A 24,485-nucleotide genomic window follows, 5' to 3' on the forward strand; every position below is an offset into this window, starting at 1 on the left:
TAGGGGTGAAAGGCCAATCAAACCGGGAAATAGCTGGTTCTCCGCGAAAGCTATTTAGGTAGCGCGTCGGGCGATTGCCCACGGGGGTAGAGCACTGGATGGGCTAGGGGGCCTCGCGGCTTACCAAACCTAACCAAACTCCGAATACCGTGGAGCACAGCCCGGCAGACAGACGGTGGGTGCTAAGGTCCATCGTCGAGAGGGAAACAGCCCAGACCGCCAGCTAAGGTCCCCAAATCACGGCTAAGTGGGAAAGGATGTGGGAAGGCCATGACAACCAGGAGGTTGGCTTAGAAGCAGCCATCCTTTAAAGAAAGCGTAATAGCTCACTGGTCTAGTTAAGCCGGCCTGCGCCGAAAATGTATCGGGGCTCAAGCCGTGTACCGAAGCTGCGGATGTGATCTTTGATCACGTGGTAGCGGAGCGTTCCGTAAGCCTGCGAAGGGTGTCCGTGAGGCCGCCTGGAGGTATCGGAAGTGAGAATGCTGACATGAGTAGCGACAAACAGTGTGAGAAACACTGTCGCCGAAAGTCCAAGGGTTCCTGCGCAAGGTTAATCCACGCAGGGTGAGCCGGCCCCTAAGGCGAGGCCGAAAGGCGTAGTCGATGGGAACCACGTTAATATTCGTGGGCCAGCGGGTGTGTGACGAATGGGAAAGCGTGTCGGGCCTTATCGGATTGGCCCGGCTGGGGACCCGTTCCAGGAAACAGCCCCCGCATCAGACCGTACCCCAAACCGACACAGGTGGACTGGTAGAGCATACCCAGGCGCTTGAGAGAATGGTGTTGAAGGAACTCGGCAAATTGCCCTCGTAACTTCGGAAGAAGAGGGCCCCGTTGTGGCGCAAGCCATGGCGGGGGGCACAGACCAGGGGGTGGCGACTGTTTACTAAAAACACAGGGCTCTGCGAAGCCGTACAAGGCGACGTATAGGGTCTGACGCCTGCCCGGTGCCGGAAGGTTAAGAGGAGGGGTTCACGCTCCGAATTGAAGCCCCGGTAAACGGCGGCCGTAACTATAACGGTCCTAAGGTAGCGAAATTCCTTGTCGGGTAAGTTCCGACCTGCACGAATGGCGTAACGACTTCCCCGCTGTCTCCAACACCAACTCAGCGAAATTGAACTCTCCGTGAAGATGCGGAGTACCCGCGGTCAGACGGAAAGACCCCGTGCACCTTTACTACAGCTTTGCAGTGGTGCTAGGGATCTCATGTGTAGGATAGGTGGGAGGCTAGGAAGCCCGGGCGCCAGCTCGGGTGGAGCCACCCTTGAAATACCACCCTTGAGGTCTCTGGCATCTAACCGCGCTCCGTTCATCCGGAGCCGGGACCCTGCATGGCGGGTAGTTTGACTGGGGCGGTCGCCTCCCAAAGTGTAACGGAGGCGCGCGATGGTGGGCTCAGAGCGGTCGGAAATCGCTCGTCGAGTGCAATGGCATAAGCCCGCCTGACTGCAAGACAGACAAGTCGAGCAGAGACGAAAGTCGGCCATAGTGATCCGGTGGTTCCATGTGGACGGGCCATCGCTCAACGGATAAAAGGTACGCCGGGGATAACAGGCTGATGACTCCCAAGAGTCCATATCGACGGAGTCGTTTGGCACCTCGATGTCGGCTCATCACATCCTGGGGCTGGAGCAGGTCCCAAGGGTTCGGCTGTTCGCCGATTAAAGTGGTACGTGAGCTGGGTTTAGAACGTCGTGAGACAGTTCGGTCCCTATCTGCCGTGGGTGTCGGAGTTTTGCGAGGATCTGTCCCTAGTACGAGAGGACCGGGATGGACATACCTCTGGTGCACCGGTTGTCACGCCAGTGGCATGGCCGGGTAGCTAAGTATGGACGGGATAACCGCTGAAAGCATCTAAGCGGGAAACCCACCTCTAAACCAGAACTCCCTTGAGAGCCGTGACAGACCATCACGTCGATAGGAGGCATGTGGACGGGCGGCAACGCCTGAAGCTGAGCCTTACTAATCGCTCGATCGGCTTGATCCTTCCCAGCAGGCGGCCCGCGCGCAGCGGCAAGCCCTGGGCGCACGAGCCAACACCGCAAAGAACAAGAGCAAACGTCCTCGCTCAAACCAAACCTCTGCCGTCCCCGTCCGGATGGTTCGCGTGTGCCTTGGTGACCTGGTGGTCATGGCGAGGCTCCCAACACCCGATCCCATTCCGAACTCGGCCGTGAAACGCCTCAGCGCCGATGGTACTGCGTCTTAAGACGTGGGAGAGTAGGTCGCCGCCAGGTCACCACGGCACACGCCAAACTACACCGGACGTGGACGCAGCAAGGCTTCGCACTCGCTTGACAATCGTCGCACACGGTCCCTTCCCAAGGAACACCCGCGGGGTGGAGCAGCCCGGTAGCTCGTCAGGCTCATAACCTGAAGGTCGCAGGTTCAAATCCTGCCCCCGCAACCAAATTCAAACCCTTGAAAGCAAACAGTTTTCAGGGGCTTTCTGCATCCGGAATCACCCCTCTCCAGACCGCTTCCGGAATCAAACCGGAATCATTTGGGCGGAAAGTCCCGCGCGTTTTGGCATAGCGTTCTGGCGTAGGGCGCCGGGGCGTGGACGGGGAAATCCGCTTCGGAGCCCTCCAGCGTGCGCACGAAGGGAAACTTGGCGATGCCCAGGCCCATCTGGATGCGCCGCTCCTCCCGGTGCGCCACTTCCGCCTCGCACAGCAGGGCCAGGGTCTCGCGTAGGCTCAGCTCGCGCCGGGCGGCCTCGTCGAGCAGCGTGTCGAGGCGGTCGCGCAGCGCCGTCAGCTTCAGGCGTGCCAGCATCTCGGGTAGATGGTCGGCGTCCATCACCAGCCTCCCCCGATCAGTTGCTCGTACTCGCTCAGCGGTCGCAGCAACTCGGCCGACGGCAGGCGCGGGCCTCCGACGAGGGCCGGCGCTGGTACGACTGGCTGGCGAGTCGCTGATTCAGACCCGCCGCTCTCCCCTCCGGTAGTAGCCACCGCCATTCTCGACCGGCTGCTTCACCACAGCCACGTCATCACCATCCGCGGCGACAGCTACCGGCTGCGCGAGAAGCGGCGGGCCGGCCTGCTCAAGACGAATCCGGCCCCGGCGGTCACCGAAAACACACTATGACGTACGAGGGTCCAGTTCCTCGTGTCGTCCCCGGTCCAGTTCCTGAAGTCGTTTGACACGCGCTGTGGACAAGAGGCGGAACCTCTGCGGGATTCCCCTTAGGAAGGCGCCGGATGGTCGCCTCTGGCGGGATCCATGATACTGCCTGTCGCACGACTAAGATGGCGCAACCGTTCTGCTGCGGCCCGGGTCGAAGAGATTTCGAAGAGATTTCGCCGAGGAGTTTCCCCATGGACATTTGCGTGAAGCAGGCATGGCTTCGCCGGTTGGACGCGGAGTGCGCGCCCGATCCCGGCGATCAACCGCGTGAGGACGCACCGGGTGGGGTACCGGATGGATCGAAGGGAGGCCGAACGACCCGCTTTCGGGACGCTGCCGTCATGCGGGCCGGCTGCGGCGTCGTCCGAGCGCCGCTGCACATCAACGACGCTGCGTAACCCGGTGCCCCGGCTCCGGCGCACGTTCGTCCGTTCAACCTCGTCGCATCCGTAGACATGGGAGTCCGTGGTGGCATCCTCGGAAATCTTTGGGAAAACGCGACGCGCCTGGGACGCCTTGACGTTCTACCAGCGGTTCGAGCAGATCGTCTGCCTGATCCTGACGTTTCTCATCGCCGTCATCATCGCCGCCGCCCTCTGGCACCTCACGGTGCGGATCGTCCTGTTGGTCCTCCTCGACGCTGTGGATCCGGCCAACCAAGCGGTCTTCCAGAACGTCTTCGGCATGATCATGACGGTGCTCATCGCGCTGGAGTTCAAACACTCCCTGCTGGGCATCCTGGAACGCCGGCAGAGCGTCATCCAAGTCCGGACCGTTGTGCTGATCGCGCTTCTGGCGTTGGTGCGCAAGTTCATCATCATCGATGCCACGAAGACCGAACCGGCCACTTTGATGGGGCTGGCCATCGCCGTGCTGGCGCTGGGCGGGGTGTACTGGATGGTGCGCGAGCAGGATCCCCGGGAAAGCGAAGCCGATGCCGGCGATTCCGAACCGGCATCGCGGTTCCCGGGTGAATGATCTTAGCCCGCCGCTTCGGGGAGAGGGATATGCGCCTGGACATTGGGCCGTATGCCTACCGGATGCTCGTTACAATTCTCTTCGCAGGATTTTCCCTTTTCCTGCTGCGGATCGTCGATGTCCTTCTCCTGGCGTTCGCGGCTGTCCTGCTGGCGGTTCTCCTGCGCGGGCTCGCCGACTGGATCGGACAACGGCTTCACCTGTCCTCGGGGTGGGCGCTGGCTCTCGCCATCCTGATCCTGGTCGTCGCGATCGGCGGGAGCGTCTGGCTTTTCGGCCGGGAGGTGTCCGCCCAGGTCGACCAGTTGACGGGGATCCTTCCGGAGGCCTGGGACAAGGTGCGGAAGCGCCTGCAGGACCACGCCTGGGGACGGGGGCTGCTCCGGCAAATCCAGGACCTGGACGTCCGCACGCTGTCCGAGGGCGTCGTCAGCAACGTCACGTCCGTCGTGATGACGACGCTCGGCGCCCTTGGCAACTTTCTGCTGGTCGTGGCCGGCAGCGTCTACCTTGCCGCGCAGCCGGGGCTCTACCGCGACGGCGTGGTCGCCCTCGTCCCGCGCGATGCCGAACTTCGGACACGGGAAGCCCTTGACGGCGCAGGATACGCGCTGGGCCAGTGGCTCAAGGGGCAGGTGATCGCGATGGCGACCATCGGGATCCTGACCACGCTCGGCCTCTGGCTTCTCGGCGTCCCATCGGCGCTTGCGTTTGGCCTGCTCGCCGGACTGGCGGAGTTCGTTCCCCTCGTGGGGCCGATCGCTTCGGCGATTCCGGCCCTGCTGGTCGCCTCGTCCTCGGGGCTGGGCACGACGCTCTATGTTCTGGGGCTGTACGTTCTCGTCCAGCAGATCGAGAGCAATGTGGTAACGCCCCTGGTCGCGCGGAAACTGATCTCCATCCCGCCCGCGCTCACCCTGTTCGCCATCGTCGCCATGGGGCTGGCCTTCGGGGCCCTGGGCTTGCTGCTGGCCTCGCCGCTGACGGTGGTCCTCTTCGTGTTGGTCCGCAAGCTCTACGTCCAAGCCGCGCTCGGCAAGGGCGAGCACGCCGGCGCGGTGGACGACCGCGCCCGCTAAAGTGGATTGCAATCCGCTTTGGACCGCGACTGCGGTCCCGGCCGCACGTGCGGCCGAAGCCCGCCTCTCGCGGGAACGATGTTCCCGCGAGAGGCGGGCGGATGCCATCGGCATCCGCTGAGAGCCGGCAAGTGAGGCGATGTGAATCTAAAGCGAACGGAGGTTCGCTTTAATGGGCGATCACCAGCGGCGCCGGGGCATCGCGCAGGAGACGGTAGGTGGTGCCGCCAAGCAGCCACTCGCGCAGACGCGAGTGGCCGTAGCCGCCCATGACTATGAGGTCCGCCCCCAGTCTCCCCGCTTCCTGGATCAGGGCCGCCGAGACGCCGCCGAGGTCTGCGGCGCGATGCAACTGGGCTTCGATGCCGTGGTGCTTGAGGTAGGCGACGGCGTCGGCTCCGGCCGTGGCGTTCTGGCCGGGCGGCTCCCGGTCGACGACGATGACGGTCACAGCCCGCGACTCGTGCAGATACGGCAAGGCCTCGGCCATGGTGCGCGTGGCTTCCCGGCTGCCGTTCCAGGCGACGATGGCGTGATCGAAGCCGTTGTGAAACGGCTTCTGGCCCGTGGCCACGAACAGGTGCCGCCCGGAACCGAAGAGAACGCCTTCGTCCAGGCCTTCGGTTGGCCCGGAAGAATCGGCCGCGCCCAAGCGCAGGGTCACGAAAGCATCGGCCGTGCGCGCCTCCCGGGTGGCGACCGTCGCGACATCGCCGGCGAAGAGATCGAACCGGCGCAACTCGGCCGGTCCGTTCACCTCGGCCAGACGGTGCCGGAGCATCGCTTCCGTCGTGTCACCGGCCTTCCGTGCCTGTTGCATCAACCGAGCCCAGAACTCGGCATCGGCACCTTCCACGGTCGGCAGGGGCGTCAGGATGTTGAGGAACAGACCGACGATGCAAGCGTCGAAGAGTTTGGCCATGTCTTCGGCAGCGGTGAGGCGGACATCGTCGCCGACCGTTCCGTCAAGACGGACCATCGCCACCTTGATCATCGCGGCCTCCCGGCTTGTCGGTGAGCCGGCACCCGGAACATGACTGCCGGCGTCGTTTTCAGCATGCACAGGTACGGCAGCCTGTCCTTGACGGCCGTCAACATCGGCCGGTTTTTCTTCTACAATCGCGAAATTGTTGACGGCCATCAACGCGCAACGGTTGCACTGCGCCATAATCCGCTGCCGACGCCGGATGACCGCCACGCCGAGGCTCGGCGCGCCGAGCGGACCTCCGGTGAGCTGAGGGGCGCATTTCCAGGTCGAGAGAGGGGCCATGTCCATCAAAGACATTCTCATCCATGTCGACCCTGCTCCGGTCAGCGATGGCCGCCTCCACCTCGCCGCCGATCTTGCGCGCCGGTACGGGGCGCACATGATCGGTGTGGGCTTGGGGGACACCACCGCGGAAGGGATTTTCCGGACGACGCTGCATGGGGAGAACTTGGCGGGCGAGTGGCGTCCGACGACGGGGACAGAGGAGTCGCTGGCGTCTTTCGTCACCTGCCATGCCCGCGCCGCTGATCTCGTCGTGCTCGGGCAGTACGCCTCCGATCTGGGCATGGTCCTGGATTCCCCGGAGGATGTGATCCTCGCCTGCGGCCGTCCCGTGCTGATGGTGCCCTGCGCCGGTCACTTTGAGCGGGTTGGCGTCACCGTTCTGATTGCCTGGAACGGCGGCCGGGAGTCCATGCGCGCCCTGCACGACACGCTGCCGCTTCTGACCATGGCGGCGGGGGTGACCGTCCTGTCCGTCGATCCGGACCCCGACGAGGACTGGGGCACCGACGACGTGGTGCAGCATCTCGTCCGTCATGGCCTGAACGCCAAGGCCGAAACGCAGTCGCTGATCGACCTCACCCCGTCCGAAGCGGTGTTGTCCCGTACGGCCGACCTCGGAGCCGATCTCATAGTCATGGGCGCCTACGGACACTCGTGGATGCGCGAGGTGATCCTCGGCGGGATGACGCAGGAAATCTTGTCGACCATGACCGTTCCGATCCTGATGGCACATTGACGGTTCGATCCTTGGGACCGTTACCGAAAGCCGACCGTATTCGTGAGCCTCGTCGATGTCGTCAAGGGGCGCTGCGTCATCGCAACGCAACCGTACATCAGTATTCCCGTCCTTATCGCATCTGCTTTCCTTCCAGCAAACTTCGATCCGTGCAAGTCGAGACGGTCTATTGCTGGTATGGCGGCTATATTGGCAATTTACCTAGGGCTTTCCTGGTTCGCTTGGCACGCGACAAAGGAGACCCCTGCGACATCGTGATGGTCGCCCTCAATCCATTCCGGCGAACGGACCTCATGCCCCCACGGTCGGCATGGGACATCCAGGACCGCCTCACGAAATCACCTTCAATGCATCGATGGCGTTCTTGCGTCGCGCAGCGATTCCGAGCCGGTGGAGAACATCGATCCCCCCGTTCCTGCTTCCGGAAATCGCCCCTGCATCGGGATTCGAGTGACCTGGACCGGTCAACGTCGTTGTGAATGACGACGTTGATGGCGAAGCGGGCCGCCGCGGTTCACGGGCCTTCGCCACTCTGCACTCAAGATGTTGAGTGCATTGGGCGTTCCATAACACCTCATGTAGGGATCCAGCCCAAGACTAAGAAACTTGTCCGGACAGTCGATGGCGAATGACAGAAAGTTGATGACCGTCAAGGCGGCAAAATGATGCAGAGGCATAATCAGCCTCGCATGTGCCCAATCGATCGTTGAAACGGGAGCCTTTGACTGTGTCGGGGCTGGTTCGCGCGAACCGTGGCGATCCTTTCACCCCCAATGGGCCGAATCAAGCAGCCGAATCAAGCAGATGGCGGAGGAGAGCATGAGGAGCGACAGCGACGTCAAGCGGGATGTGGAATTCGAAATCCGCTGGACCCCGGCCCTCGATCCGACAGACATCGGGGTGGCGGTGAAGAACGGTGTCGTCACGCTGACCGGCTTCGTCCGCAGCTACCTCGAGAAGTTCGAAGCCGAGAAGGCGGTGAAGCGCGTGTCCGGCGTCGTTGGGGTCGCGAACGATCTAGAGGTGCGCATTCCCAGCGGCGAGGAGCGGCCGGATCCCGAGATCGCGCGCGACGCCGTCGCGGCGATCAAGAGCTGGCTGCCGCTGTCCTGGGAAAGCATCAAGGTCATCGTCAAGTCCGCCTGGGTGACGCTGGAAGGCACGGTCGAATGGAACTATCAGCGCGAGAGCGCCGAGAAGGCGGTCCGCCAAGTGCGCGGGGTCAAGGGCGTCACCAACCTGATCACCCTGAAGCCCCAGGTCGCCCCCTCCGAGATCAAGCAGAAGATCGAGCAGGCGTTCCGGCGCAGCGCCGAGGTCGACGCGAACCGCATCACCGTCGAGGCCAACGGCAGCGAGATCATCCTGAAGGGCACCGTCCGGTCCTGGGCGGAACGGCAGGAGGCCGAACGGGCCGCCTGGGCGGCGCCCGGCGTCACCAAGGTTGAGAACCGGATCGTCATCAGTCCGTGAGAGGAGGCTGCGATGGGCACGACTTTCAGCGCAGACAATGCCTTGCCCAATTCCGAGCTCGCGAAGTCCGGGGCGATGAACGCCATGCTGGCCCGGAACTGGTGGGTGATGGCGTTGCGCGGCGTGTGCGCTGTCCTGTTCGGCCTGATCGCGCTGCTGCTTTCGGGCGTCACGATCGCTTCCCTCGTTCTGCTTTTCGCCGCCTACATGCTGTTCGATGGCGTCTTCGCCATCGTCGCCGGCGTGCGCGCGGCGACCCGCCGCGAGCGATGGTGGCCCTTTATCCTCGAAGGGGTGATCGACCTCGCGGCTGGGGTGGTCGCCGTCGTCGCGCCGACCGCCACCATCCTCGCCTTCGTCTGGCTCAGCGGCGCCTGGGCGGTCGTTTCGGGCGTGATGATGATCGCCGCCGCCATCCGCCTGCGGACGTCGCACGGCAAGTGGTGGCTGGGCTTCGGCGGCCTGCTGTCCATCGTCTGGGGCATCCTGCTCTTCGTGGCGCCGATCGAGGGCGCGGTGGTCATGACGTGGTGGCTCGGCGCCTACGCGCTCGTCTTCGGCGGTGTGCTGATCGTGTTGGCGTTCCGGCTCAGAGGACACCGGAACGAGCCGCGGGGAGCGGTGCCACAGGGAGCCTGAGCGAGGTCCGATCCCTACCCATTCCATACCCGGCCCCATTCCATACCCGGCCAAGGCGGCGCACCCATGAACCCTGACCCGAGACGCACCGATCCCATGCCAGACGAGCCCCCCGTGGACCGTGTCGACGAGGCGTCCGCCGAGTCCTTCCCCGCGAGCGACCCGCCGGCCTGGACACCCGTTCGTGGCGAACGGGGGGCCATTCCCGAAACCGAAGGCACCGGCAAAAATAGGGACGGCAACGATGGGCGCGGCGGTGATGCGGCCCCGCCGCTCGAAGGCGAGGTGTCCCACCTCAAGGACCGGCTTTTGCGCGCGCTGGCGGAGCAGGAAAACATGCGGCGCCGGGCCGAGCGGGACCGTGAGGAGGCCGTGCGATTCGCCGCCTCGGGGTTCGCGCGGGACTTGCTGCCGACGGCCGACAATCTGCGCCGCGCCATCGAGAGCGTGCCGATGGAGTCCGCCGCGGCCGAAATGTGGGTCCAGAACCTTATGGCCGGCCTCGTGGCGACCGAGAAGGCGCTGCTCGACGCCTTTGAGAAGCACGGTATCCTCCGGATCGATCCGGTCCCCGGCGAGCCGTTTGATCCCCATCGCCATCAAGCGATGTTCGAAGTGGGGAACAGCGGGCTGCCGGCTGGCACCGTGGTGCAGGTCCTGCAACCCGGCTACGCCCAGCATGAGCGTCTGTTGCGCCCCGCGCTGGTCGGTGTCGCCGGGGACGGCACCGCGCCATCCGATCAACACCCCTGAGTGGAGGGAAGCATGACGGGCTTCAGACCGCTGCACGACCGTGTCCTGCTCAAGCGCGTCGCGGCGGAGGAAAAGACCCCAGGTGGCATCATCATCCCCGACACCGCCAAGGAGAAGCCGGACGAGGGAGAGGTGCTGGCCGTCGGCCCGGGTGCTCGGGACGAGGCCGGCAGGGTACAACCCCTCGACGTCAAGGTCGGCGACCGGGTGCTGTTCGGCAAATGGTCGGGCACGGAGGTGCGCATCTCGGGCGAGGACCGGCTGATCCTCAAGGAGTCCGACATCTTGGGCGTGATCGAACGAGGCGCGTAACGGAGGATTGATGCCATGGCTGCGAAGGACGTTCGGTTCAGCACCGATGCGCGTGAGAAGATGCTGCGCGGCGTCGACATCCTGGCGAATGCGGTCAAGGTGACGTTGGGCCCGAAGGGGCGCAACGTCGTCATCGAGAAGTCGTTCGGCGCCCCGCGCATCAGCAAGGACGGCGTCACCGTCGCCAAGGAGATCGAACTCGCCGACAGGTTCGAGAACATGGGCGCCCAGATGGTGCGCGAAGTGGCCTCGAAGACCAACGATGTGGCCGGCGACGGCACCACCACCGCGACCGTGCTGGCGCAGGCCATCGTGCGCGAGGGCGTCAAGGCCGTCGCCGCCGGCATCAACCCGATGGACCTGAAGCGCGGCATCGACGTGGCCGTGAACACGGCCATCGACGATGTCCGCAGGCGATCGCGGAAGATCGCCACCTCCGATGAGATCGCCCAGGTCGGCACGATCTCGGCGAATGGCGACCGTGAGATCGGCGAGATGATCGCCCGGGCCATGGAGAAGGTCGGCAACGAAGGCGTGATCACGGTCGAGGAGGCCAAGTCCCTCGACACCGAACTGGACGTCGTCGAGGGCATGCAGTTCGACCGCGGCTACACCAGCCCGTACTTCATCACGAACGCGGAGAAGATGATCGTCGAATTCGAGGATCTGTACATCCTGATCTATGAGAAGAAGCTCGCGAGCCTCCAGCCGCTGCTTCCCGTTCTCGAGGCGGTGGTGCAGAGCGGTCGGCCGTTGTTGATCATCGCCGAAGACGTCGAGGGTGAAGCGCTCGCCACGCTGGTGGTGAACCGGCTGCGCGGCGGGCTGAAGGTTGCGGCGGTGAAGGCGCCTGGCTTCGGCGACCGGCGCAAAGCCATGCTCGAGGACATCGCCACCGTCACCGGCGGCCAGCTGATCAGCGAAGACCTCGGCATCAAGCTGGAAAACATCACGCTGGACATGCTGGGCCGCGCCCGCCGCGCGCGGATCGACCGCGAGAGCACGACGATCGTCGATGGCGCCGGTCGGAAGGAGGACATCCAGGCCCGTGTGCAGCAGATCCGCACGCAGATCGAGGAAACTACGTCGGACTACGACCGCGAGAAGCTTCAGGAACGTTTGGCCAAGCTGGCCGGCGGCGTGGCGGTGATCCGCGTCGGCGGCGTCACCGAAGTCGAGGTGAAGGAGCGCCGGGATCGCGTCGACGATGCCATGCACGCCACCAAAGCCGCGGTCGAGGAGGGCATCGTGGCGGGTGGCGGTGTGGCGCTGCTCTACGCCACAAGGGTGTTGGACGGGCTGAAGCCGGAGAACGACGAGCAGAGGATGGGGTTCGACATCGTCCGGCGCGCCTTGCAGGCGCCGGTGCGCCAGATCGCCGAGAATGCCGGCACCGACGGCTCCATCGTCATCGGCAAGCTGCTCGACCAGAAGGACCCGAACTTCGGCTACGACGCGCAGGCCGGGAAATACTGCGACCTCGTCAAGGCGGGCATCATCGACCCCACGAAGGTGGTGCGCAGTGCCTTGCAGGACGCTGCGTCGGTGGCGGGGCTGTTGATCACCGCCGAGGCGATGGTCGCCGAAAGGCCGGAGAAGAAGGAGCCGATGCCCGCCATGCCGGGCGGCGGCATGGGTGGTATGGGCGGCATGGATTTCTGACAACCGGGACGGAACACGCCGGAGGGCGACATGGCCAAAGTTATCGGAATCGATCTCGGCACCACGAACTCGTGCGTCGCCGTCATGGAGGGCGGCCAAGCCAAGGTCATCGAGAACGCCGAGGGGATGCGGACCACGCCGTCCATCGTGGCGTTTGCCAGGGAAGGCGAAATCCTCGTCGGCACGCCGGCGAAGCGGCAGGCGGTCACCAACCCCGAGAACACCATCTTCGCGATCAAGCGCCTGATCGGCCGCCGCTACGACGACCCGATCACGGAAAAGGACAAGGCCCTCGTCCCCTATAAGATCGTGCGGGGCGACAACGGCGACGCCTGGGTCGAGGCGCAGGGCAAGAAATACAGCCCGAGCCAGATCAGCGCGCTCATCCTGACGAAGATGAAGGAGACCGCGGAAGCCTATCTCGGCGAGAAGGCAACCCAGGCGGTCATCACGGTGCCCGCCTACTTCAACGACAGTCAACGCCAAGCGACCAAGGACGCCGGTCGGATCGCCGGGCTCGAGGTGCTGCGCATCATCAACGAACCGACCGCCGCCGCGCTGACCTACGGCCTCGAGAAGAAGGGCCAGGGCAAGGTGGCGGTGTACGATCTGGGCGGCGGTACTTTCGACATTTCCGTTCTCGACATCGGCGAGGGCGTTTTCGAGGTCAGGGCCACCAACGGCGATACGTTCCTCGGCGGCGAGGATTTCGACAAACGCATCATCGACTATCTGGCCGACGAGTTCAAAAAGGAGCAGGGCATCGACCTGCGCAGCGATCGGTTGGCGCTCCAGCGCCTCAAGGAAGCCGCGGAGAAGGCGAAGATCGAGCTCAGTTCGACGGTGCAGACCGACGTCAACCTGCCCTTCATCACCGCCGATCAGCATGGGCCCAAGCACCTCAACGTCAAGCTCACCCGCGCCAAGCTGGAAGCCCTGGTTGACGACCTCGTGCAGCGCACCATCGAGCCCTGCAAGGCGGCGCTCAAGGACGCAGGCCTCAAGGCCGCGGACATTGCCGAGGTGATCCTGGTCGGCGGCATGACCCGCATGCCGAAGGTGCAGGAGGTCGTCAAAGACTTCTTCGGCAAGGAGCCGCACAAGGGCGTCAACCCGGACGAAGTCGTCGCCATCGGCGCCGCCATCCAGGCGGGCGTGCTCCAGGGCGAGGTGAAGGACGTCCTGCTGCTCGACGTGACGCCGCTGTCGCTCGGCCTCGAAACGCTGGGCGGCGTGATGACGAAGCTCATCGACCGCAACACGACCATCCCGACGAAGAAGAGCCAAGTCTTTTCGACCGCCGAGGACAACCAGACCGCGGTGACCATCCGCGTCTTCCAGGGCGAACGCGAGATGGCGGCGGACAACAAGCTGCTCGGTCAGTTCGACCTCGTCGGCATCCCGCCGGCCCCGCGCGGCGTGCCGCAGATCGAGGTGACCTTCGACATCGACGCCAACGGCATCGTCAGCGTCACGGCAAAGGACAAGGCCACCGGCAAGGAGCAGCAGATTCGCATCCAAGCCTCGGGTGGTCTGTCGGAGGCCGACATCCAGAGGATGGTCAAGGATGCCGAGGCGCACGCCGAGGAGGACCGGAAACGGCGCGAGTTGGTCGATGCCCGCAACCAGGCGGACGCCGCGATGTACACGGCCGAGAAGCAGTTGCAGGAGCATGGCAGCCGGGTGGGCGAGACGGAGCGCAAGCCCGTGGAAGACGCCCTGAACGCCCTGCGCGAGGCGGTCGGTGGCGACGACGTCGACCGCATCCGGCAGCGGATCGACACGCTCTCGCAAGCGCTCACGCGCTTCGGCGAGACGATCCACCGTGCCGCCGCCGACACCGGCACGCGCAGCGCGGCGGAGCAAGCAGCCGCCGCCAATGCCGGCCCGTCCGGTTCGTCTGGTGGCGGGGCCGGTGGCGGGAGCGAAGGCATCGTCGACGCCGAGTTCGAGGAAGTGGACGACCAGAATCGGCAGCGCGGCTGAGTGCCACGGGAAAGGAGCACCGCAGCCATGGACCTCGAAAAATACACGGATCGAGCGAAGGGTTTCCTCCAGTCGGCACAAACGCTCGCGGTGAGCCGCGGCCATCAGCGCCTGACGCCGGAGCACCTGCTCAAGGTGTTGCTGGAGGATTCGGAAGGGCTTTGCGCGAACCTCATCCGCGCGGCCGGAGGCGCCCCTAAGGCAGCGCTTTCAGCGGTCGACGCCGCGCTCGACAAGCTGCCGCGCGTCGAAGGGTCCGGCGCCGGGCAGGTTTACATGGCGCCGGAGTTGGCGCGCGTCTTCGAGGCCGCCGAGCAGCTGGCGCAGAAGGCGGGCGACAGCTTCGTCACCGTGGAGCGGCTGCTGCTGGCGATGGCCGCCGCTGCGGGCACGCCGGCCGCGAAGGCGCTGGCCTCGGCGGGTGTCAACGCCCAGGGCCTCAACAAGGCCATTGAGGACATCCGCAAGGGCCGCACCGCCGATACGGCGTCGGCCGAGGACGGTTACGACGCGCTGAAGAAGTACACGCGCGACCTCACGGCCGTGGCGCGCGACGGCAAGCTTGACCCCGTCATCGGCCGCGACGAGGAGATCCGCCGTACGATCCAGGTTCTCGCGCGCCGCACCAAGAACAACCCTGTGCTGATCGGCGAGCCGGGCGTCGGCAAGACCGCCATCGTCGAAGGCCTGGCGCAGCGCATCGTCAAAGGCGATGTGCCCGAAAGCCTGAAGGACAAGAAGCTGCTGGCGCTCGACCTTGGTTCCCTGCTGGCCGGGGCCAAGTACCGCGGCGAATTCGAGGAGCGGCTGAAGGCGGTCCTGTCGGAAGTCACCTCAGGCCGGGAAGGGGTCATCCTCTTCATCGACGAACTGCACACGCTGGTGGGAGCGGGCGGGGCGGAGGGGGCGATGGACGCCTCCAACATGCTGAAGCCGGCGCTGGCGCGCGGCGAACTGCACTGCGTCGGCGCCACCACGCTGGAGGAGTACCGCAAGCACATCGAGAAGGACGCCGCCCTGGCCCGGCGCTTCCAGCCCGTCCTTGTCGGCGAGCCGACGGTGGAGGACACCATCTCCATCCTGCGCGGGATCAAGGAGAAGTACGAAGTTCACCACGGCGTGCGCATCACGGACAGCGCCATCGTCGCCGCGGCGACGCTGTCGCATCGCTACATCACCGACCGTTTCCTCCCCGACAAGGCCATCGACCTGATGGACGAAGCGGCCTCGCGGCTTCGTATGGCGGTCGATTCCAAGCCCGAGGAGATCGACGAACTCGATCGCCGCATCGTGCAGATGAAGATCGAGCGCGAAGCGCTCAAGAGGGAGAGCGATCCGGCCTCGCGGGAGCGCCTGCAGAGGCTGGAGAAGGAACTCAGCGAACTCGAGCAGAAATCTGCCGAACTCGCGGCGACGTGGCGGGCGGAGAAGGAGAAGCTCGCCGGTGCGCGCACGCTGAAGGAGCGGCTCGACCAAGCCCGCATCGAGCTGGAGCAGACGCAGCGGGGCGGCGACTGGACCCGCGCGGGCGAACTCGCCTACGGCATCATCCCCGATCTCGAAAGGACGCTGAAGGAAGCCGAGGCACAAGGCGACCAGCGGATGCTCGAGGAGGCGGTCACCGCCGAGCACATCGCCGCCGTCGTGTCCCGCTGGACCGGGATCCCGGTCGACAAGATGCTGGAGGGCGAGCGCGAGAAGCTGCTGCACATGGAGGGCGCGCTGAGGCAGCGTGTCATCGGCCAGGACGAAGCCATCGTCGCGGTCTCGAACGCGGTGCGCCGCGCCCGCGCCGGGCTTCAGGATCCAAACCGGCCGATGGGATCCTTCCTGTTCCTCGGACCCACCGGCGTGGGCAAGACCGAGCTGACCAAGGCACTGGCCGAATTCCTCTTCGACGACGAGCACGCGATGGTGCGCATCGACATGTCGGAGTTCATGGAGAAGCACTCCGTGGCCCGCCTGATCGGCGCCCCTCCGGGCTACGTCGGCTACGAAGAGGGAGGCAGCCTGACCGAGGCGGTGCGGCGCCGGCCCTATCAGGTGATCCTGTTCGACGAGGTGGAGAAGGCGCACCCGGATGTCTTCAACGTGCTGCTCCAGGTGCTCGACGACGGGCGCCTGACCGATGGGCAGGGCCGCACGGTCGACTTCCGCAACACGCTGATCGTGATGACCTCCAACCTCGGCAGCGAGTATCTGGCGACCTTGGGGGAGGACCAGGACGTCGACACGGTGCGCGCCGAGGTGATGGAGGCGGTGCGGGCAGCGTTCCGGCCCGAGTTCCTGAACCGGCTCGACGAGATCCTGATCTTCCGCCGCCTCTCGCGCGAGGACATGAGCGGCATCGTCGACATCCAGTTCCGGCGGCTCCAACGCCTGCTCGACGACCGCAAGCTCGTGCTGGAGGTGGACGACGCGGCGAAGCGCTGGCTGGCCGACGCCGGCTACGATCCCGTGTACGGCGCCCGGCCCTTGAAGCGGGTGATCCAGCGCGAACTGCAGAATCCGCTCGCGGAGATGATCCTGCGCGGCAAAGTCCGCGACGGCGATACGGTCCGGGTCACCGCCACGGAGCTGGGTCTGCTCATCGAACCACCGCAGCATGGCGATGGGGCGACCGAGCAGCCGTCTCGAAACGCTGCGGAGTGACGCGATGTACGCCCGGATGACGCGGTTCCGTTTGAAGCTGGGAACCAGGGACGAATGGTTCCGGCTGCGGGACGGGATGGCGGCCGACATTCATGCCCTGAAGGGTCTGAAGCACTGGTTCACCCTTCAGGGGGACGACGAGGTCGTGGTCGTCGCCATCCATGACTCGGTGTGGAGCGCCGAGGCGGCCATGCCCGATGTCCTGAAGCTTTGGCAACGGATTGCGCACCTCATGGACGATCAACCCTCGACCAAGTTTTACGACGTGACGCGCTTCGACACGATCTTCGACAATGTCTAGCAAGCGCAAGGACCGGCTGCAAAAGGCGGAGGCAGGGCATGGCTTTCAGGCTGCCGCATCCACGCGATCACAACCTTTGGCGAAAGCCGCCGACCATGCCGGGCGTGTCGTTGCCGGCGACGACCGCCGTGCCGATGGCCTACATCCACCGGCCGTCGCCCTCCGTCACGCAATCGGGGCCCGGTCGCAAGCAGTGGGTTCTGGAGTTCGAGCCGACCGACCCGCCGTTTCCGCATCCGGTCATGGGGTGGACCGGGAGCGCCGACCCCTTCGCCCACATCCAGGTCTCCTTTCCGGATCTGGACAGCGCCGTGTCCTTCGCTGAGCGGCACGGCTGGCGCTTTCAGGTTGAGGAGTCGCCGAAAAGGAAAATGACCTCAAAGAATTTTTCGGACAAGTTCAAGTGCCGGTTTGCCGGATCCGTCCTAATTGCGAGACATTATAAGGAGGAGATGCCGTAAAAGCGTTGGCCTGTCGGCATTATTTTATGTTCTATGTGGAATTTATTTGTTCGGATCTTTGAAGTCATCATTTCAAAGAAACATGAAACATCAAGGAGGACAGCCATGGCGCAGCGTTCCCAACTCCCATCACTCTTCGGAGGCTCGCCGTTTGCGCGGTCGGGCGCCGATCACCGACATCGGCATCGATGACGGTTTCATGCGTGAACTCGGCGAAGCCTTCGAACCCGGCACCTCGGCGCTGTTTATCCTCGTCCGTGAGGCGAGGCTGGACAAGGTCCTGCCCGAGATCAGCCGCTACGGCGGCAAGGTTCTGCGCACCTCCCTGCCCAAAGAGCAGGAGGAGAAGATCCAGGCCGCGCTCATGGGCGAGGCGCGGAACCAAACCATGCAGCGGGCCGCCTGACGGCCGTCGGCCGTATCGCCCCATACTCATACGAATTCGGGAGAGCGAGACAATGAAGTCATTCCTAAGCATCCTGACGGGCGCGGCGCTGGGCGCCGCCGTCTTGGCCGTCCAAACCCCCTGGCCGGCGCTGTCGCAGGCCGTCACGTTGGTCGTCGTCGATGTGAAGGCCGTCGCGGCGGGCTACCGCGCGAGCAAGCTGACGGGCACGTCCGTCCTGAACGACAAGAACGAGAAGATCGGTTCACTCGACGACATCATCATCGGACGGGACAAGGTGCTCTTCGCGGTGCTCGAGGTCGGTGGCTTCCTCGGCATCGGCGCCCACATGGTGGCCATCCCGTTCAACGACCTGCAGTTGGACGAAACTGGCAAGAAGATTACACTGCCGGGAGCGTCGAAGGATGAACTCAAGAAGCTTCCGGAATTCAAGTACGTCGGTTGATAAGCCAGACCGGAGGTGAAAGTCAGCGATGGGTGTGGCCAAGTCCGAACGTTTCTTTCGCAATGCTGCGAGATTGCAGCCTTCTCTTGCGTGATCAGGCTACAGTGGAGGCGAATGGTTGCGACATTATCGGGCCATTCGACCTGCCGATCACCAAAGGACTGCAAGAGCGCATTCATGACTTCGAGCGCAGCGATGAAGAGATCCAACTGCGCTCCGTCCTGGATGGCCTGACCACGCGGCCCCGCTCGATCTCGGCTGCAGCGATGAAACCGAAGTCCGGCTTCCCCCATCGCCGGTAGACTTGGCATGGCTCTCGCCGACACCTTCAAGACGATCAATCCCGATCGCAATCCCGATCGCAATCCCGATCGCAATCCCAATGGGAAAGATCCTCAGACTGAGGATTGGGAATGCGCCTTCCGTCTTTTCGGCCTTCTGATGTGGCATCAAAGACGTTTGATGGAAGCGATCAAACGGCCTTGCTGCCATGCCGATTGCACCGGATGGCGCCATCGGCATGACCCTCTCGATCAATGCTCACGGGGCGGCATTGAGATGTGGGAGCACGTTCCGGCCGATCTCGTCGATCACCTCTGCCGCGTCGCGCGTGCCATATTTCACATTGAGAATGACATGGTTTACGCCCGCCCGGCGCAATGCGTCGAGGAATTGGAGCAGGACGTTCCGGCCGCCGCGGAATCCCAGGTGAATCGGCTGGGCAGGGTGATCCGGCTCCGTGGTCAGGTCGATGTAGAGCGATTGCACGAAGGGGGTGAAGACGCCCGGCCTCGCGGCCGCTACGGCGGCGTGCCAGTGCGCGGCGTGCTCCGCCTGTTGCGCGAGGGATCGCGGGTAGGTGATCCAGCCGTCGGCATGCCCGGCGATCCATTCCAGGCTCTGCCGGCTGGTGCCGGTGATCAGGATCGGCAGCGCGCCGACCGGCTTCGGCACGAGATCAACGGTCCCCTGCATCACGCCATAGGAGGACTGGATGCGGGGGAAGTTCTGGGTGAGCACGCTGCGCAGAACGGCGAGGTTCTCGCGGAAGAGGACGCCCCGCTTGTCCACGTCGACGCCGAACGCCGGGAATTCGATCGGTCGGTCGCCGGACGCGACCCCGAGCACGAGGCGGCCGCCGGAAAGCCGATCCACCGAAGCGGCCGCCTTCGCCGTGTGCAACGGGTGGCGCAGGGGCAGGATGATGGAACCGGTGGCGAGCGCGATGTCGCGCGTCTGCGCCGCGATCCATCCCAGATAGACCCAGGGATCGTAGACCTGCCCGATGTCGCCGAACGACGGGTCGCGCAACGGCACGTCCCGCACCCAGAGCGCGGCGAAGCCCAATTCCTCGGCCCGCTGGGCCAGGCGTTCCTGGTCGCGCATGGTCGGCTCGTCGCGCTGGAAGGCCTCGATGGGAAAGAAGACGCCGAGCGTCAACCGCCCCGGCGCGAACATCCGCCGGAAGCCCTTCGAATCGCCCGGCCGGGCCGTCGTGTTCGCCTCCAGCATGGCAGCTCCTTACTCCTTACCGAGGTGACGTCACGCCCGACCAGTTTGTCGGTCCGGGGAGCCGCATGGAGATCATGCGATCCTCGACCGTCCTGGGGGGAAGGGCGGCGAACTGCTCCGGCGTCAGGTCGACGAGAATGACCGCGGCCTGTTCCGGCGCATAGCGCGTGTTCGCCGGGCTCACGGCAACGAGATGAGCCTTGGGAACCGCCGGATGACCGCTCGCCACGACGATCTCGACCGGTTGGCTGTCGGTGCCGACGACCACATCGTGGACGACCCCCACGCGGCGGGTCCCATCCTCCGACAGGACGACGAGGCCGACCAACGTGGGTGCCGCGGGCATGGGTTCGGCCGCGGCGTATCGACGGTCTTCATGCTGGGGGCATGCGCTCGCGGTCATCAGGACGGTTGCGCACAGCAACGGCAGAATCGGTAATGGCAGAATCGGTGTCCGCATGGTCTGGATCTCCCTTCCTGGTCAACTGCCGACCGGCAGTGGCACGAACAGGGCGCCATCCTCACGCCGACGCTGGACGAGCACGTGGTCCTTCTTGGCTTTGCGCGCCTCCTCCACCGCCTTGGCCACATCGGCGGGACCGGTCACCGGGGCCGGACCGACGCGGGTGATGACGTCGCCGGGTTGCAGGCCGACACGGGCGGCCGGGCTGTTCGGTGCCACATCGACCACCACCGCGCCTTGGGCGTCGGGGTCGAGCCCGAACTCCTTGCGCAGTTCCGGGGTCACCGGCGCCAGCGCCAAACCCAACTTGCCCTCGCCCGGGTTCTGCGGCTGTGCCTCGGCCTGCCGGGTCGGTTGCAGTTCCAGGACATGGACGTTCAGCGGGATCACACGGCCGTCGCGCAGCACCGCGATCGGGACGGTGTCGCCCGGTTTGGTCTGCGCCACCATCCCGGTCAGGGCGTGCGGCTCGGACACGGGTTTGCCGGCGTATTCGGTGATGACGTCACCCGGTTGGATGCCGGCCTGGGCGGCGGGGCTGTCCTTGGTCACGTCGGCGACCAGCGCGCCCGAGCGGTCCTTGAGGCCGAGAGCATCGGCGACATCCGGTTCCACGGGCTGGATCATGACGCCGAGGTAGCCGCGCGTCACCCGCCCTTTGTCGCGCAGCGCGGCGATGACGGGCTTTGCCAAGTCCGACGGAATGGCGAAGCCGATGCCGACGTTGCCGCCGCTTTGGCTGAAGATGGCTGTGTTCACGCCGATCACCTCGCCCTGAAGGCTGAACATCGGGCCGCCGGAGTTGCCCTGGTTGATGGCGGCGTCGGTCTGCAGGAAATCGTCGTAGGGACCCGCACCGATGTCGCGGCCGCGGGCCGAGATGATGCCGGCGGTCACGGTGCCGCCGAGACCGAAGGGGTTGCCGATGGCCAGTACCCAGTCGCCGATCCGCGATCGGTCGCTGTCGCCCCACTGCACGCTGGGCAGCGGCTGTTTGGGGTCGACCTTGAGCAGGGCGAGGTCGGTCTTCTGATCGGTGCCGACGATCTTGGCGGGCAAGGTCTGCTTGTCGGACAGCGTGACCTCCACCTTGTCGGCATTCTCGACAACGTGGTTGTTGGTGACGACGTAACCGTTCGGGTCGATGACGAAGCCGGAGCCCAGCGCCCTGGCAGGCCGGCCGCGCGGCGCGGCGTCCGGGCCTTCACCCCGCTGCGGTGTCTGCCGGCGCATCAGATTTTCCAGAAAGTCGCGCAGCGGCGAATCCGGCAGCGTGGAGAACGGTCCCATGCCGGGGCCGATGTCCGGCTGCTCGGACTGCGCCGTCTGGCGTACCGGGGGAGCGCCGCTGGAGGCGATGATGGTGACGACGGTGGGCAGCTTGGCGGTGGCGAGCTCGGCGAAGGTGGGAGGCACCTCGCGCTGCTGCGCCACAGCTGGGTGCGACAGCAGCAGACAGGCGGACAGTGCAAGGCCGACGGCGTGCACATGGGCGGGCGGTGCCAGCGCGGCGGCTCGGGCACTTGATCGGCTGGGCAGGGTGTATGCGCTGGGCATGGCGGCCTCCGTGTTGCATCGGCCAAGCAGGGGTACGGGTCAGTGAGCCATCAGGACCGGCACGGTCACGTTCTCGAGGACATCTTGTGTCATCCCGCCGAGGATCATTTCGCGCAGGCGCGATCGACCGTAGGCGCCCATAACGATGAGGTCGGCTCCGATGTGGACGGCGCGGGACCGCAGGGCATCGGCATCGGCCAGTGCCTCCGGCTCGAACGTCTCCGCCCGGACGATGAGGCCGTGCCGCGCAAGATGCTGGACCACGTCGTCCGTCCCCCACTCATCGCCGGGCTCCGGATTGACGGAGAGGACGGTCACCGTCGCCGCCATCTCCATCAGCGGCAGGGCGTCGTGAACGGCGCGCGTCGCCTCGCGGCTGCCGTTCCAGCCGATCAGCACGGCCGCGCCGACCTGCTCAAAGAGTTTCGCATGCGGCACGACCAGCACGGGGCGGCCGCAGGCGAGGATGACGTCCTCCGGCGCGTCCAGGCCCGTGGGCTCATCGGGATCGTGCTGCCCGAGGATGACAAGGTCGGCGCCGCGCGCCTGACGGGCGACGAACGATTCGGGAAGCCCGATGATGCCTCGCCACTCGCCCACCACCCCGGCGCTCCGCAGCATGGTCCGGAAGCTGTCCTCGGCGGTGGGCGACTCCGGCGCGCCGGCACCGATCAGGTAGGCGTCGTACCGGCGCGCGAGATTGGCGGCGAGGGCGAGACGATCGGCGCACGCGGGCGAAGTGCCGACATGCACGAGGATGTCTTTGATGGGCATGGTGCTTCTCCCGGGCCCGACAGCCTAAAGCTGCGTGTCGATGGCTGCGACGAGATGGGGGAAGTCGAACGGGCCATCGTGTCGCCGATCGTTTATGAAGAAGGCCGGGGTGCCGTTCACCCCGCTGCGCACGCCGCCGAGGAAGTCGTCGCGGACCTTGGACATATATGTCCCTTCGGCCAGTGCGTCGCGGAGCTCGGCTTCGGACAGCCCCAACGACCGCACCGCGGCGAACAGAAGCTGAATGCTCAAGCGCTCCTGGTTCTCGAAGAGGAGGTCGTGCATCTCCCAGAACCGCCCATGCACCCCTGCGAACTCCGCACTCTCCGCCGCGCTTTGGGCATTGGGGTGGACTTCCGTCAGCGGGAAGTGCCGGAACACGAACCGGAGCTGCCTGCCGTAGTGCTTCTGCACGAGCTGGACGTGAGTGTGCGCGGCCCCGCAGTACGGACACTCGTAATCGCCATATTCGACCAGGGTAACCGGGGCGTGGGCGTCTCCCTGGATGTGGTCACTCGAAGTGACCGGCACTTTCAACACCGCCATGGCTGCTCTCCCGAAGCGAAGGTCCGTTCGGCATGAACGGCATATCGCCCTTGAGGTGAATCCGAACTAACTGGGCAACCGCTCCAGCGCATTGAGGATGCCGTCGGCACCGGGGTTGACGGCGAGCGGCGAGCGGTAGCTCCAGAAGATGACTCCGTTCCTGTCGATCACAAACAGCGCGCGTTCGCTGACCCCGTCCCCTTCCCGATAGGCCCCATAGGACTTCGAGACGCCGCCCTTGGGTTCGAAATCGGCAAGCAGCGGGAAGTGCAGGTTGCGAGCTTTTGCGAACGCCTGATGGCACCAAGCGCCGTCGACGGAAACGCCCAGCACCTCGGCTCCATGCTTCAGGAACTCGGGACGGACCTGGTTGTACAGCACCATCTGGTCGCCACAGACTGGGCTCCAATCGGCAGGGTAGAAGGCAAGGATCACCGGCCTGCCACGAAATTCAGAAAGCGACAAGCATTGATCGGGCGTGACATGGAGCGTGAAATCGGGAGCCGAAGTCCCCGGGGACAAAACTTGAGACATGTGTCACCTCGCTGGAGCAGACGGCAATGGTCTCCGCGGCGTTGCATGCATGGCATCGATTATGTTGCGGTGGCTGACGGCCGCGTTGACGAGCGTCAACATTTCTTGATTTTTGTAATTCGGATCGATCCCTACTTCGACCTATGGCCTTGCAAGCGGTTCGTCGCTGAGCCACGGGTCTGGACGCAGCGAAGCCAAGGGAAGATCCTCGAGACGTTTGTCGATCTCGATTTCATGCACACGAATGGCTTCGGCACCGTGCTCCCGCAGGATTCGCTGAGCCTTCTCCTCCTGCTCGGGCGTGCGGACGCGGACCCACAGGACGAGGCCGCCGGCAGCCATCAGCGTTTCGAGTTCCCCGGCCCGCTCCGCTCCGAGAACGCGGCTGATCAAGGCACCGACGCCGCCCCCGGCCGCCCCACCTGCGGCGGCCGCCGCGAGGGCCAGCGCCAACGTTCCTCCCGAGGCGACGACCCCAAGCGCCGCAGCCGCAGCGCCGACGTAGGAGAGGCCCCGGCGACCAGCGCGGTGGTGGTGGCCACGTCCTCATGCGCGATATAGGCGCGTCGCGGCACATCCGGCACATCGGCAAGTTCCTCGGCGGGCGCATAGACGCCGCCAAGTTTCTCCCGGATCGTGTCGGGGAGGGCCATGAGGCCAATGTCCGCTCGGTCGAAGCCTCCGTAAAGCAAGGCGCCGGCCGCTGCATCGAGCGCATCGGGCGAGCGGAATATACCAGCCACCTCGCGCACCTTGACCCGCTCGATCACCGTGTCGGAAGGCCGGTTCATTGCCATGCTCCTTTATG

General features: G+C 65.1%; 25 protein-coding genes, 1 tRNA gene, 2 rRNA genes and 1 pseudogene (1 of these 29 only partly in view). 19 read left to right on the forward strand and 10 right to left on the reverse strand.

Going from position 1 to position 24,485, the window contains the following annotated elements; all coding sequences use genetic code 11:
* From ABAZ39_RS15600 to ABAZ39_RS15610, 3 genes are all read left to right on the forward strand, one after another.
* Positions 1-1,990 (forward strand): 23S ribosomal RNA (locus tag ABAZ39_RS15600); it begins 757 nt to the left of the window's first position.
* Positions 1,991-2,124: 134 nt separating this feature from the next.
* Positions 2,125-2,240: ribosomal RNA gene (gene rrf, locus ABAZ39_RS15605) — 5S ribosomal RNA — on the forward strand.
* Between the two features lie 96 nt (positions 2,241-2,336).
* Positions 2,337-2,413: transfer RNA gene (locus ABAZ39_RS15610), tRNA-Met, on the forward strand.
* An 89-nt stretch (positions 2,414-2,502) separates the two neighbouring features.
* On the opposite strand, the gene ABAZ39_RS15615 is transcribed toward ABAZ39_RS15610, so the two are convergent.
* Complete coding sequence (locus tag ABAZ39_RS15615) at positions 2,503-2,805, reverse strand: ATP-binding protein (protein ID WP_051658156.1); 303 nt, start codon at positions 2,803-2,805, stop codon at positions 2,503-2,505.
* A 144-nt stretch (positions 2,806-2,949) separates the two neighbouring features.
* Between ABAZ39_RS15615 and ABAZ39_RS34205 the strand changes: the two are divergent.
* From ABAZ39_RS34205 to ABAZ39_RS15625, 3 genes and pseudogenes are all read left to right on the forward strand, one after another.
* Positions 2,950-3,096, forward strand: a pseudogene (locus ABAZ39_RS34205) (ATP-binding protein); the annotation flags it as partial.
* A 504-nt stretch (positions 3,097-3,600) separates the two neighbouring features.
* A complete protein-coding gene (locus ABAZ39_RS15620; protein WP_014197836.1) occupies positions 3,601-4,113 on the forward strand; it encodes a phosphate-starvation-inducible PsiE family protein in 513 nt (170 codons plus the stop codon).
* Between the two features lie 29 nt (positions 4,114-4,142).
* A complete protein-coding gene (locus ABAZ39_RS15625) occupies positions 4,143-5,192 on the forward strand; it encodes an AI-2E family transporter (RefSeq protein ID WP_014197835.1) in 1,050 nt (349 codons plus the stop codon).
* A 169-nt stretch (positions 5,193-5,361) separates the two neighbouring features.
* Here ABAZ39_RS15625 and ABAZ39_RS15630 read toward each other — a convergent pair whose 3' ends face one another.
* Positions 5,362-6,468 (reverse strand): universal stress protein, encoded by a 1,107-nt coding sequence (locus ABAZ39_RS15630; RefSeq protein WP_247881693.1) that lies wholly within the window; start codon positions 6,466-6,468, stop codon positions 5,362-5,364.
* Between ABAZ39_RS15630 and ABAZ39_RS15635 the strand changes: the two genes are divergently transcribed.
* The 13 genes from ABAZ39_RS15635 (at position 6,461) to ABAZ39_RS34215 (ending at position 18,593) form a co-directional block, all read left to right on the forward strand.
* Complete coding sequence (locus tag ABAZ39_RS15635; protein WP_040133923.1) at positions 6,461-7,201, forward strand: universal stress protein; 741 nt, start codon at positions 6,461-6,463, stop codon at positions 7,199-7,201. The genes ABAZ39_RS15630 and ABAZ39_RS15635 overlap by 8 nt on opposite strands.
* A gap of 819 nt (positions 7,202-8,020) precedes the next feature.
* Complete coding sequence (locus ABAZ39_RS15640; protein WP_081863220.1) at positions 8,021-8,674, forward strand: BON domain-containing protein; 654 nt, start codon at positions 8,021-8,023, stop codon at positions 8,672-8,674.
* A gap of 12 nt (positions 8,675-8,686) precedes the next feature.
* The gene (locus tag ABAZ39_RS15645; protein ID WP_040133925.1) at positions 8,687-9,313 is read left to right on the forward strand and encodes an HdeD family acid-resistance protein; all 627 of its coding nucleotides are present in this window, start codon (positions 8,687-8,689) and stop codon (positions 9,311-9,313) included.
* Between the two features lie 114 nt (positions 9,314-9,427).
* Positions 9,428-10,066 carry a nucleotide exchange factor GrpE gene (locus ABAZ39_RS15650; protein ID WP_051658157.1) on the forward strand — a complete coding sequence of 213 codons (639 nt, stop codon included), beginning with the start codon at positions 9,428-9,430 and terminating at the stop codon, positions 10,064-10,066.
* Positions 10,067-10,078: 12 nt separating this feature from the next.
* Complete coding sequence (locus tag ABAZ39_RS15655) at positions 10,079-10,378, forward strand: co-chaperone GroES (RefSeq protein ID WP_040133926.1); 300 nt, start codon at positions 10,079-10,081, stop codon at positions 10,376-10,378.
* 15 nt (positions 10,379-10,393) lie between these two features.
* Complete coding sequence (groL, locus tag ABAZ39_RS15660; protein WP_040133927.1) at positions 10,394-12,040, forward strand: chaperonin GroEL; 1,647 nt, start codon at positions 10,394-10,396, stop codon at positions 12,038-12,040.
* 30 nt (positions 12,041-12,070) lie between these two features.
* Positions 12,071-14,026, forward strand: coding sequence for a molecular chaperone DnaK (gene dnaK / locus ABAZ39_RS15665; protein WP_040133928.1), 1,956 nt, complete (start codon positions 12,071-12,073; stop codon positions 14,024-14,026).
* A gap of 27 nt (positions 14,027-14,053) precedes the next feature.
* Positions 14,054-16,678: an ATP-dependent chaperone ClpB gene (gene clpB / locus ABAZ39_RS15670; protein ID WP_040133929.1), complete on the forward strand. Its 2,625-nt coding sequence runs from the start codon at positions 14,054-14,056 to the stop codon at positions 16,676-16,678.
* A gap of 4 nt (positions 16,679-16,682) precedes the next feature.
* On the forward strand, positions 16,683-16,979 hold the full coding sequence (locus ABAZ39_RS15675; protein ID WP_040133930.1) for a hypothetical protein: 297 nt from the start codon (positions 16,683-16,685) through the stop codon (positions 16,977-16,979).
* Between the two features lie 38 nt (positions 16,980-17,017).
* Complete coding sequence (locus tag ABAZ39_RS15680) at positions 17,018-17,440, forward strand: NADH dehydrogenase ubiquinone Fe-S protein 4 (protein WP_014197819.1); 423 nt, start codon at positions 17,018-17,020, stop codon at positions 17,438-17,440.
* A gap of 151 nt (positions 17,441-17,591) precedes the next feature.
* The gene (locus tag ABAZ39_RS15685; protein WP_014197818.1) at positions 17,592-17,846 is read left to right on the forward strand and encodes a DUF1269 domain-containing protein; all 255 of its coding nucleotides are present in this window, start codon (positions 17,592-17,594) and stop codon (positions 17,844-17,846) included.
* 52 nt (positions 17,847-17,898) lie between these two features.
* Positions 17,899-18,291, forward strand: a complete 393-nt coding sequence (locus ABAZ39_RS15690) for a PRC-barrel domain-containing protein (protein ID WP_014197817.1) — start codon at positions 17,899-17,901, stop codon at positions 18,289-18,291.
* Between the two features lie 86 nt (positions 18,292-18,377).
* On the forward strand, positions 18,378-18,593 hold the full coding sequence (locus ABAZ39_RS34215) for a DUF1931 family protein (RefSeq protein ID WP_201042961.1): 216 nt from the start codon (positions 18,378-18,380) through the stop codon (positions 18,591-18,593).
* Between the two features lie 238 nt (positions 18,594-18,831).
* Here ABAZ39_RS34215 and ABAZ39_RS15700 read toward each other — a convergent pair whose 3' ends face one another.
* The 8 genes from ABAZ39_RS15700 to ABAZ39_RS36930 form a co-directional block, all read right to left on the reverse strand.
* The gene (locus tag ABAZ39_RS15700) at positions 18,832-19,803 is read right to left on the reverse strand and encodes an LLM class oxidoreductase (protein WP_014197816.1); all 972 of its coding nucleotides are present in this window, start codon (positions 19,801-19,803) and stop codon (positions 18,832-18,834) included.
* Positions 19,804-19,819: 16 nt separating this feature from the next.
* Complete coding sequence (locus tag ABAZ39_RS15705) at positions 19,820-20,263, reverse strand: hypothetical protein (protein WP_081863079.1); 444 nt, start codon at positions 20,261-20,263, stop codon at positions 19,820-19,822.
* 21 nt (positions 20,264-20,284) lie between these two features.
* On the reverse strand, positions 20,285-21,823 hold the full coding sequence (locus ABAZ39_RS15710; protein ID WP_040133931.1) for a DegQ family serine endoprotease: 1,539 nt from the start codon (positions 21,821-21,823) through the stop codon (positions 20,285-20,287).
* Between the two features lie 39 nt (positions 21,824-21,862).
* On the reverse strand, positions 21,863-22,597 hold the full coding sequence (locus ABAZ39_RS15715) for a universal stress protein (protein WP_040133932.1): 735 nt from the start codon (positions 22,595-22,597) through the stop codon (positions 21,863-21,865).
* A gap of 24 nt (positions 22,598-22,621) precedes the next feature.
* Complete coding sequence (locus tag ABAZ39_RS15720) at positions 22,622-23,143, reverse strand: DsbA family protein (RefSeq protein WP_040133933.1); 522 nt, start codon at positions 23,141-23,143, stop codon at positions 22,622-22,624.
* Positions 23,144-23,209: 66 nt separating this feature from the next.
* On the reverse strand, positions 23,210-23,677 hold the full coding sequence (locus tag ABAZ39_RS15725; RefSeq protein ID WP_040133934.1) for a redoxin domain-containing protein: 468 nt from the start codon (positions 23,675-23,677) through the stop codon (positions 23,210-23,212).
* 141 nt (positions 23,678-23,818) lie between these two features.
* Positions 23,819-24,070 (reverse strand): hypothetical protein, encoded by a 252-nt coding sequence (locus tag ABAZ39_RS36925; RefSeq protein WP_247881694.1) that lies wholly within the window; start codon positions 24,068-24,070, stop codon positions 23,819-23,821.
* Positions 24,067-24,468: a hypothetical protein gene (locus ABAZ39_RS36930; protein ID WP_247881695.1), complete on the reverse strand. Its 402-nt coding sequence runs from the start codon at positions 24,466-24,468 to the stop codon at positions 24,067-24,069. The genes ABAZ39_RS36925 and ABAZ39_RS36930 overlap by 4 nt, the downstream gene beginning before the upstream one ends.
* Between the last annotated feature and the right edge of the window lie 17 nt (positions 24,469-24,485).

Source organism: Azospirillum argentinense (assembly GCF_000632475.1).
GTDB classification, from domain to species: Bacteria; Pseudomonadota; Alphaproteobacteria; order Azospirillales; family Azospirillaceae; genus Azospirillum; species Azospirillum baldaniorum.

What these genes read in the sequence shown, in the direction of transcription:
- ABAZ39_RS15720 (WP_040133933.1), bottom strand. Translation starts at nt 23,143, where the DNA reads ATGGCGGTGTTGAAAGTGCCGGTCACTTCGAGTGACCACATCCAGGGA.
- ABAZ39_RS15715 (WP_040133932.1), bottom strand. Translation starts at nt 22,597, where the DNA reads ATGCCCATCAAAGACATCCTCGTGCATGTCGGCACTTCGCCCGCGTGC.
- ABAZ39_RS15725 (WP_040133934.1), bottom strand. Translation starts at nt 23,677, where the DNA reads ATGTCTCAAGTTTTGTCCCCGGGGACTTCGGCTCCCGATTTCACGCTC.
- ABAZ39_RS15675 (WP_040133930.1), top strand. Translation starts at nt 16,683, where the DNA reads ATGTACGCCCGGATGACGCGGTTCCGTTTGAAGCTGGGAACCAGGGAC.
- dnaK (WP_040133928.1), top strand. Translation starts at nt 12,071, where the DNA reads ATGGCCAAAGTTATCGGAATCGATCTCGGCACCACGAACTCGTGCGTC.
- ABAZ39_RS15655 (WP_040133926.1), top strand. Translation starts at nt 10,079, where the DNA reads ATGACGGGCTTCAGACCGCTGCACGACCGTGTCCTGCTCAAGCGCGTC.
- clpB (WP_040133929.1), top strand. Translation starts at nt 14,054, where the DNA reads ATGGACCTCGAAAAATACACGGATCGAGCGAAGGGTTTCCTCCAGTCG.
- ABAZ39_RS36930 (WP_247881695.1), bottom strand. Translation starts at nt 24,468, where the DNA reads ATGAACCGGCCTTCCGACACGGTGATCGAGCGGGTCAAGGTGCGCGAG.
- ABAZ39_RS15630 (WP_247881693.1), bottom strand. Translation starts at nt 6,468, where the DNA reads ATGGACATGGCCCCTCTCTCGACCTGGAAATGCGCCCCTCAGCTCACC.
- ABAZ39_RS15645 (WP_040133925.1), top strand. Translation starts at nt 8,687, where the DNA reads ATGGGCACGACTTTCAGCGCAGACAATGCCTTGCCCAATTCCGAGCTC.
- ABAZ39_RS15710 (WP_040133931.1), bottom strand. Translation starts at nt 21,823, where the DNA reads ATGCCCAGCGCATACACCCTGCCCAGCCGATCAAGTGCCCGAGCCGCC.
- ABAZ39_RS15640 (WP_081863220.1), top strand. Translation starts at nt 8,021, where the DNA reads ATGAGGAGCGACAGCGACGTCAAGCGGGATGTGGAATTCGAAATCCGC.
- ABAZ39_RS15635 (WP_040133923.1), top strand. Translation starts at nt 6,461, where the DNA reads ATGTCCATCAAAGACATTCTCATCCATGTCGACCCTGCTCCGGTCAGC.
- ABAZ39_RS15690 (WP_014197817.1), top strand. Translation starts at nt 17,899, where the DNA reads ATGAAGTCATTCCTAAGCATCCTGACGGGCGCGGCGCTGGGCGCCGCC.
- groL (WP_040133927.1), top strand. Translation starts at nt 10,394, where the DNA reads ATGGCTGCGAAGGACGTTCGGTTCAGCACCGATGCGCGTGAGAAGATG.
- ABAZ39_RS15680 (WP_014197819.1), top strand. Translation starts at nt 17,018, where the DNA reads ATGGCTTTCAGGCTGCCGCATCCACGCGATCACAACCTTTGGCGAAAG.
- ABAZ39_RS15615 (WP_051658156.1), bottom strand. Translation starts at nt 2,805, where the DNA reads ATGGACGCCGACCATCTACCCGAGATGCTGGCACGCCTGAAGCTGACG.
- ABAZ39_RS15625 (WP_014197835.1), top strand. Translation starts at nt 4,143, where the DNA reads ATGCGCCTGGACATTGGGCCGTATGCCTACCGGATGCTCGTTACAATT.
- ABAZ39_RS15700 (WP_014197816.1), bottom strand. Translation starts at nt 19,803, where the DNA reads ATGCTGGAGGCGAACACGACGGCCCGGCCGGGCGATTCGAAGGGCTTC.
- ABAZ39_RS15705 (WP_081863079.1), bottom strand. Translation starts at nt 20,263, where the DNA reads ATGCGGACACCGATTCTGCCATTACCGATTCTGCCGTTGCTGTGCGCA.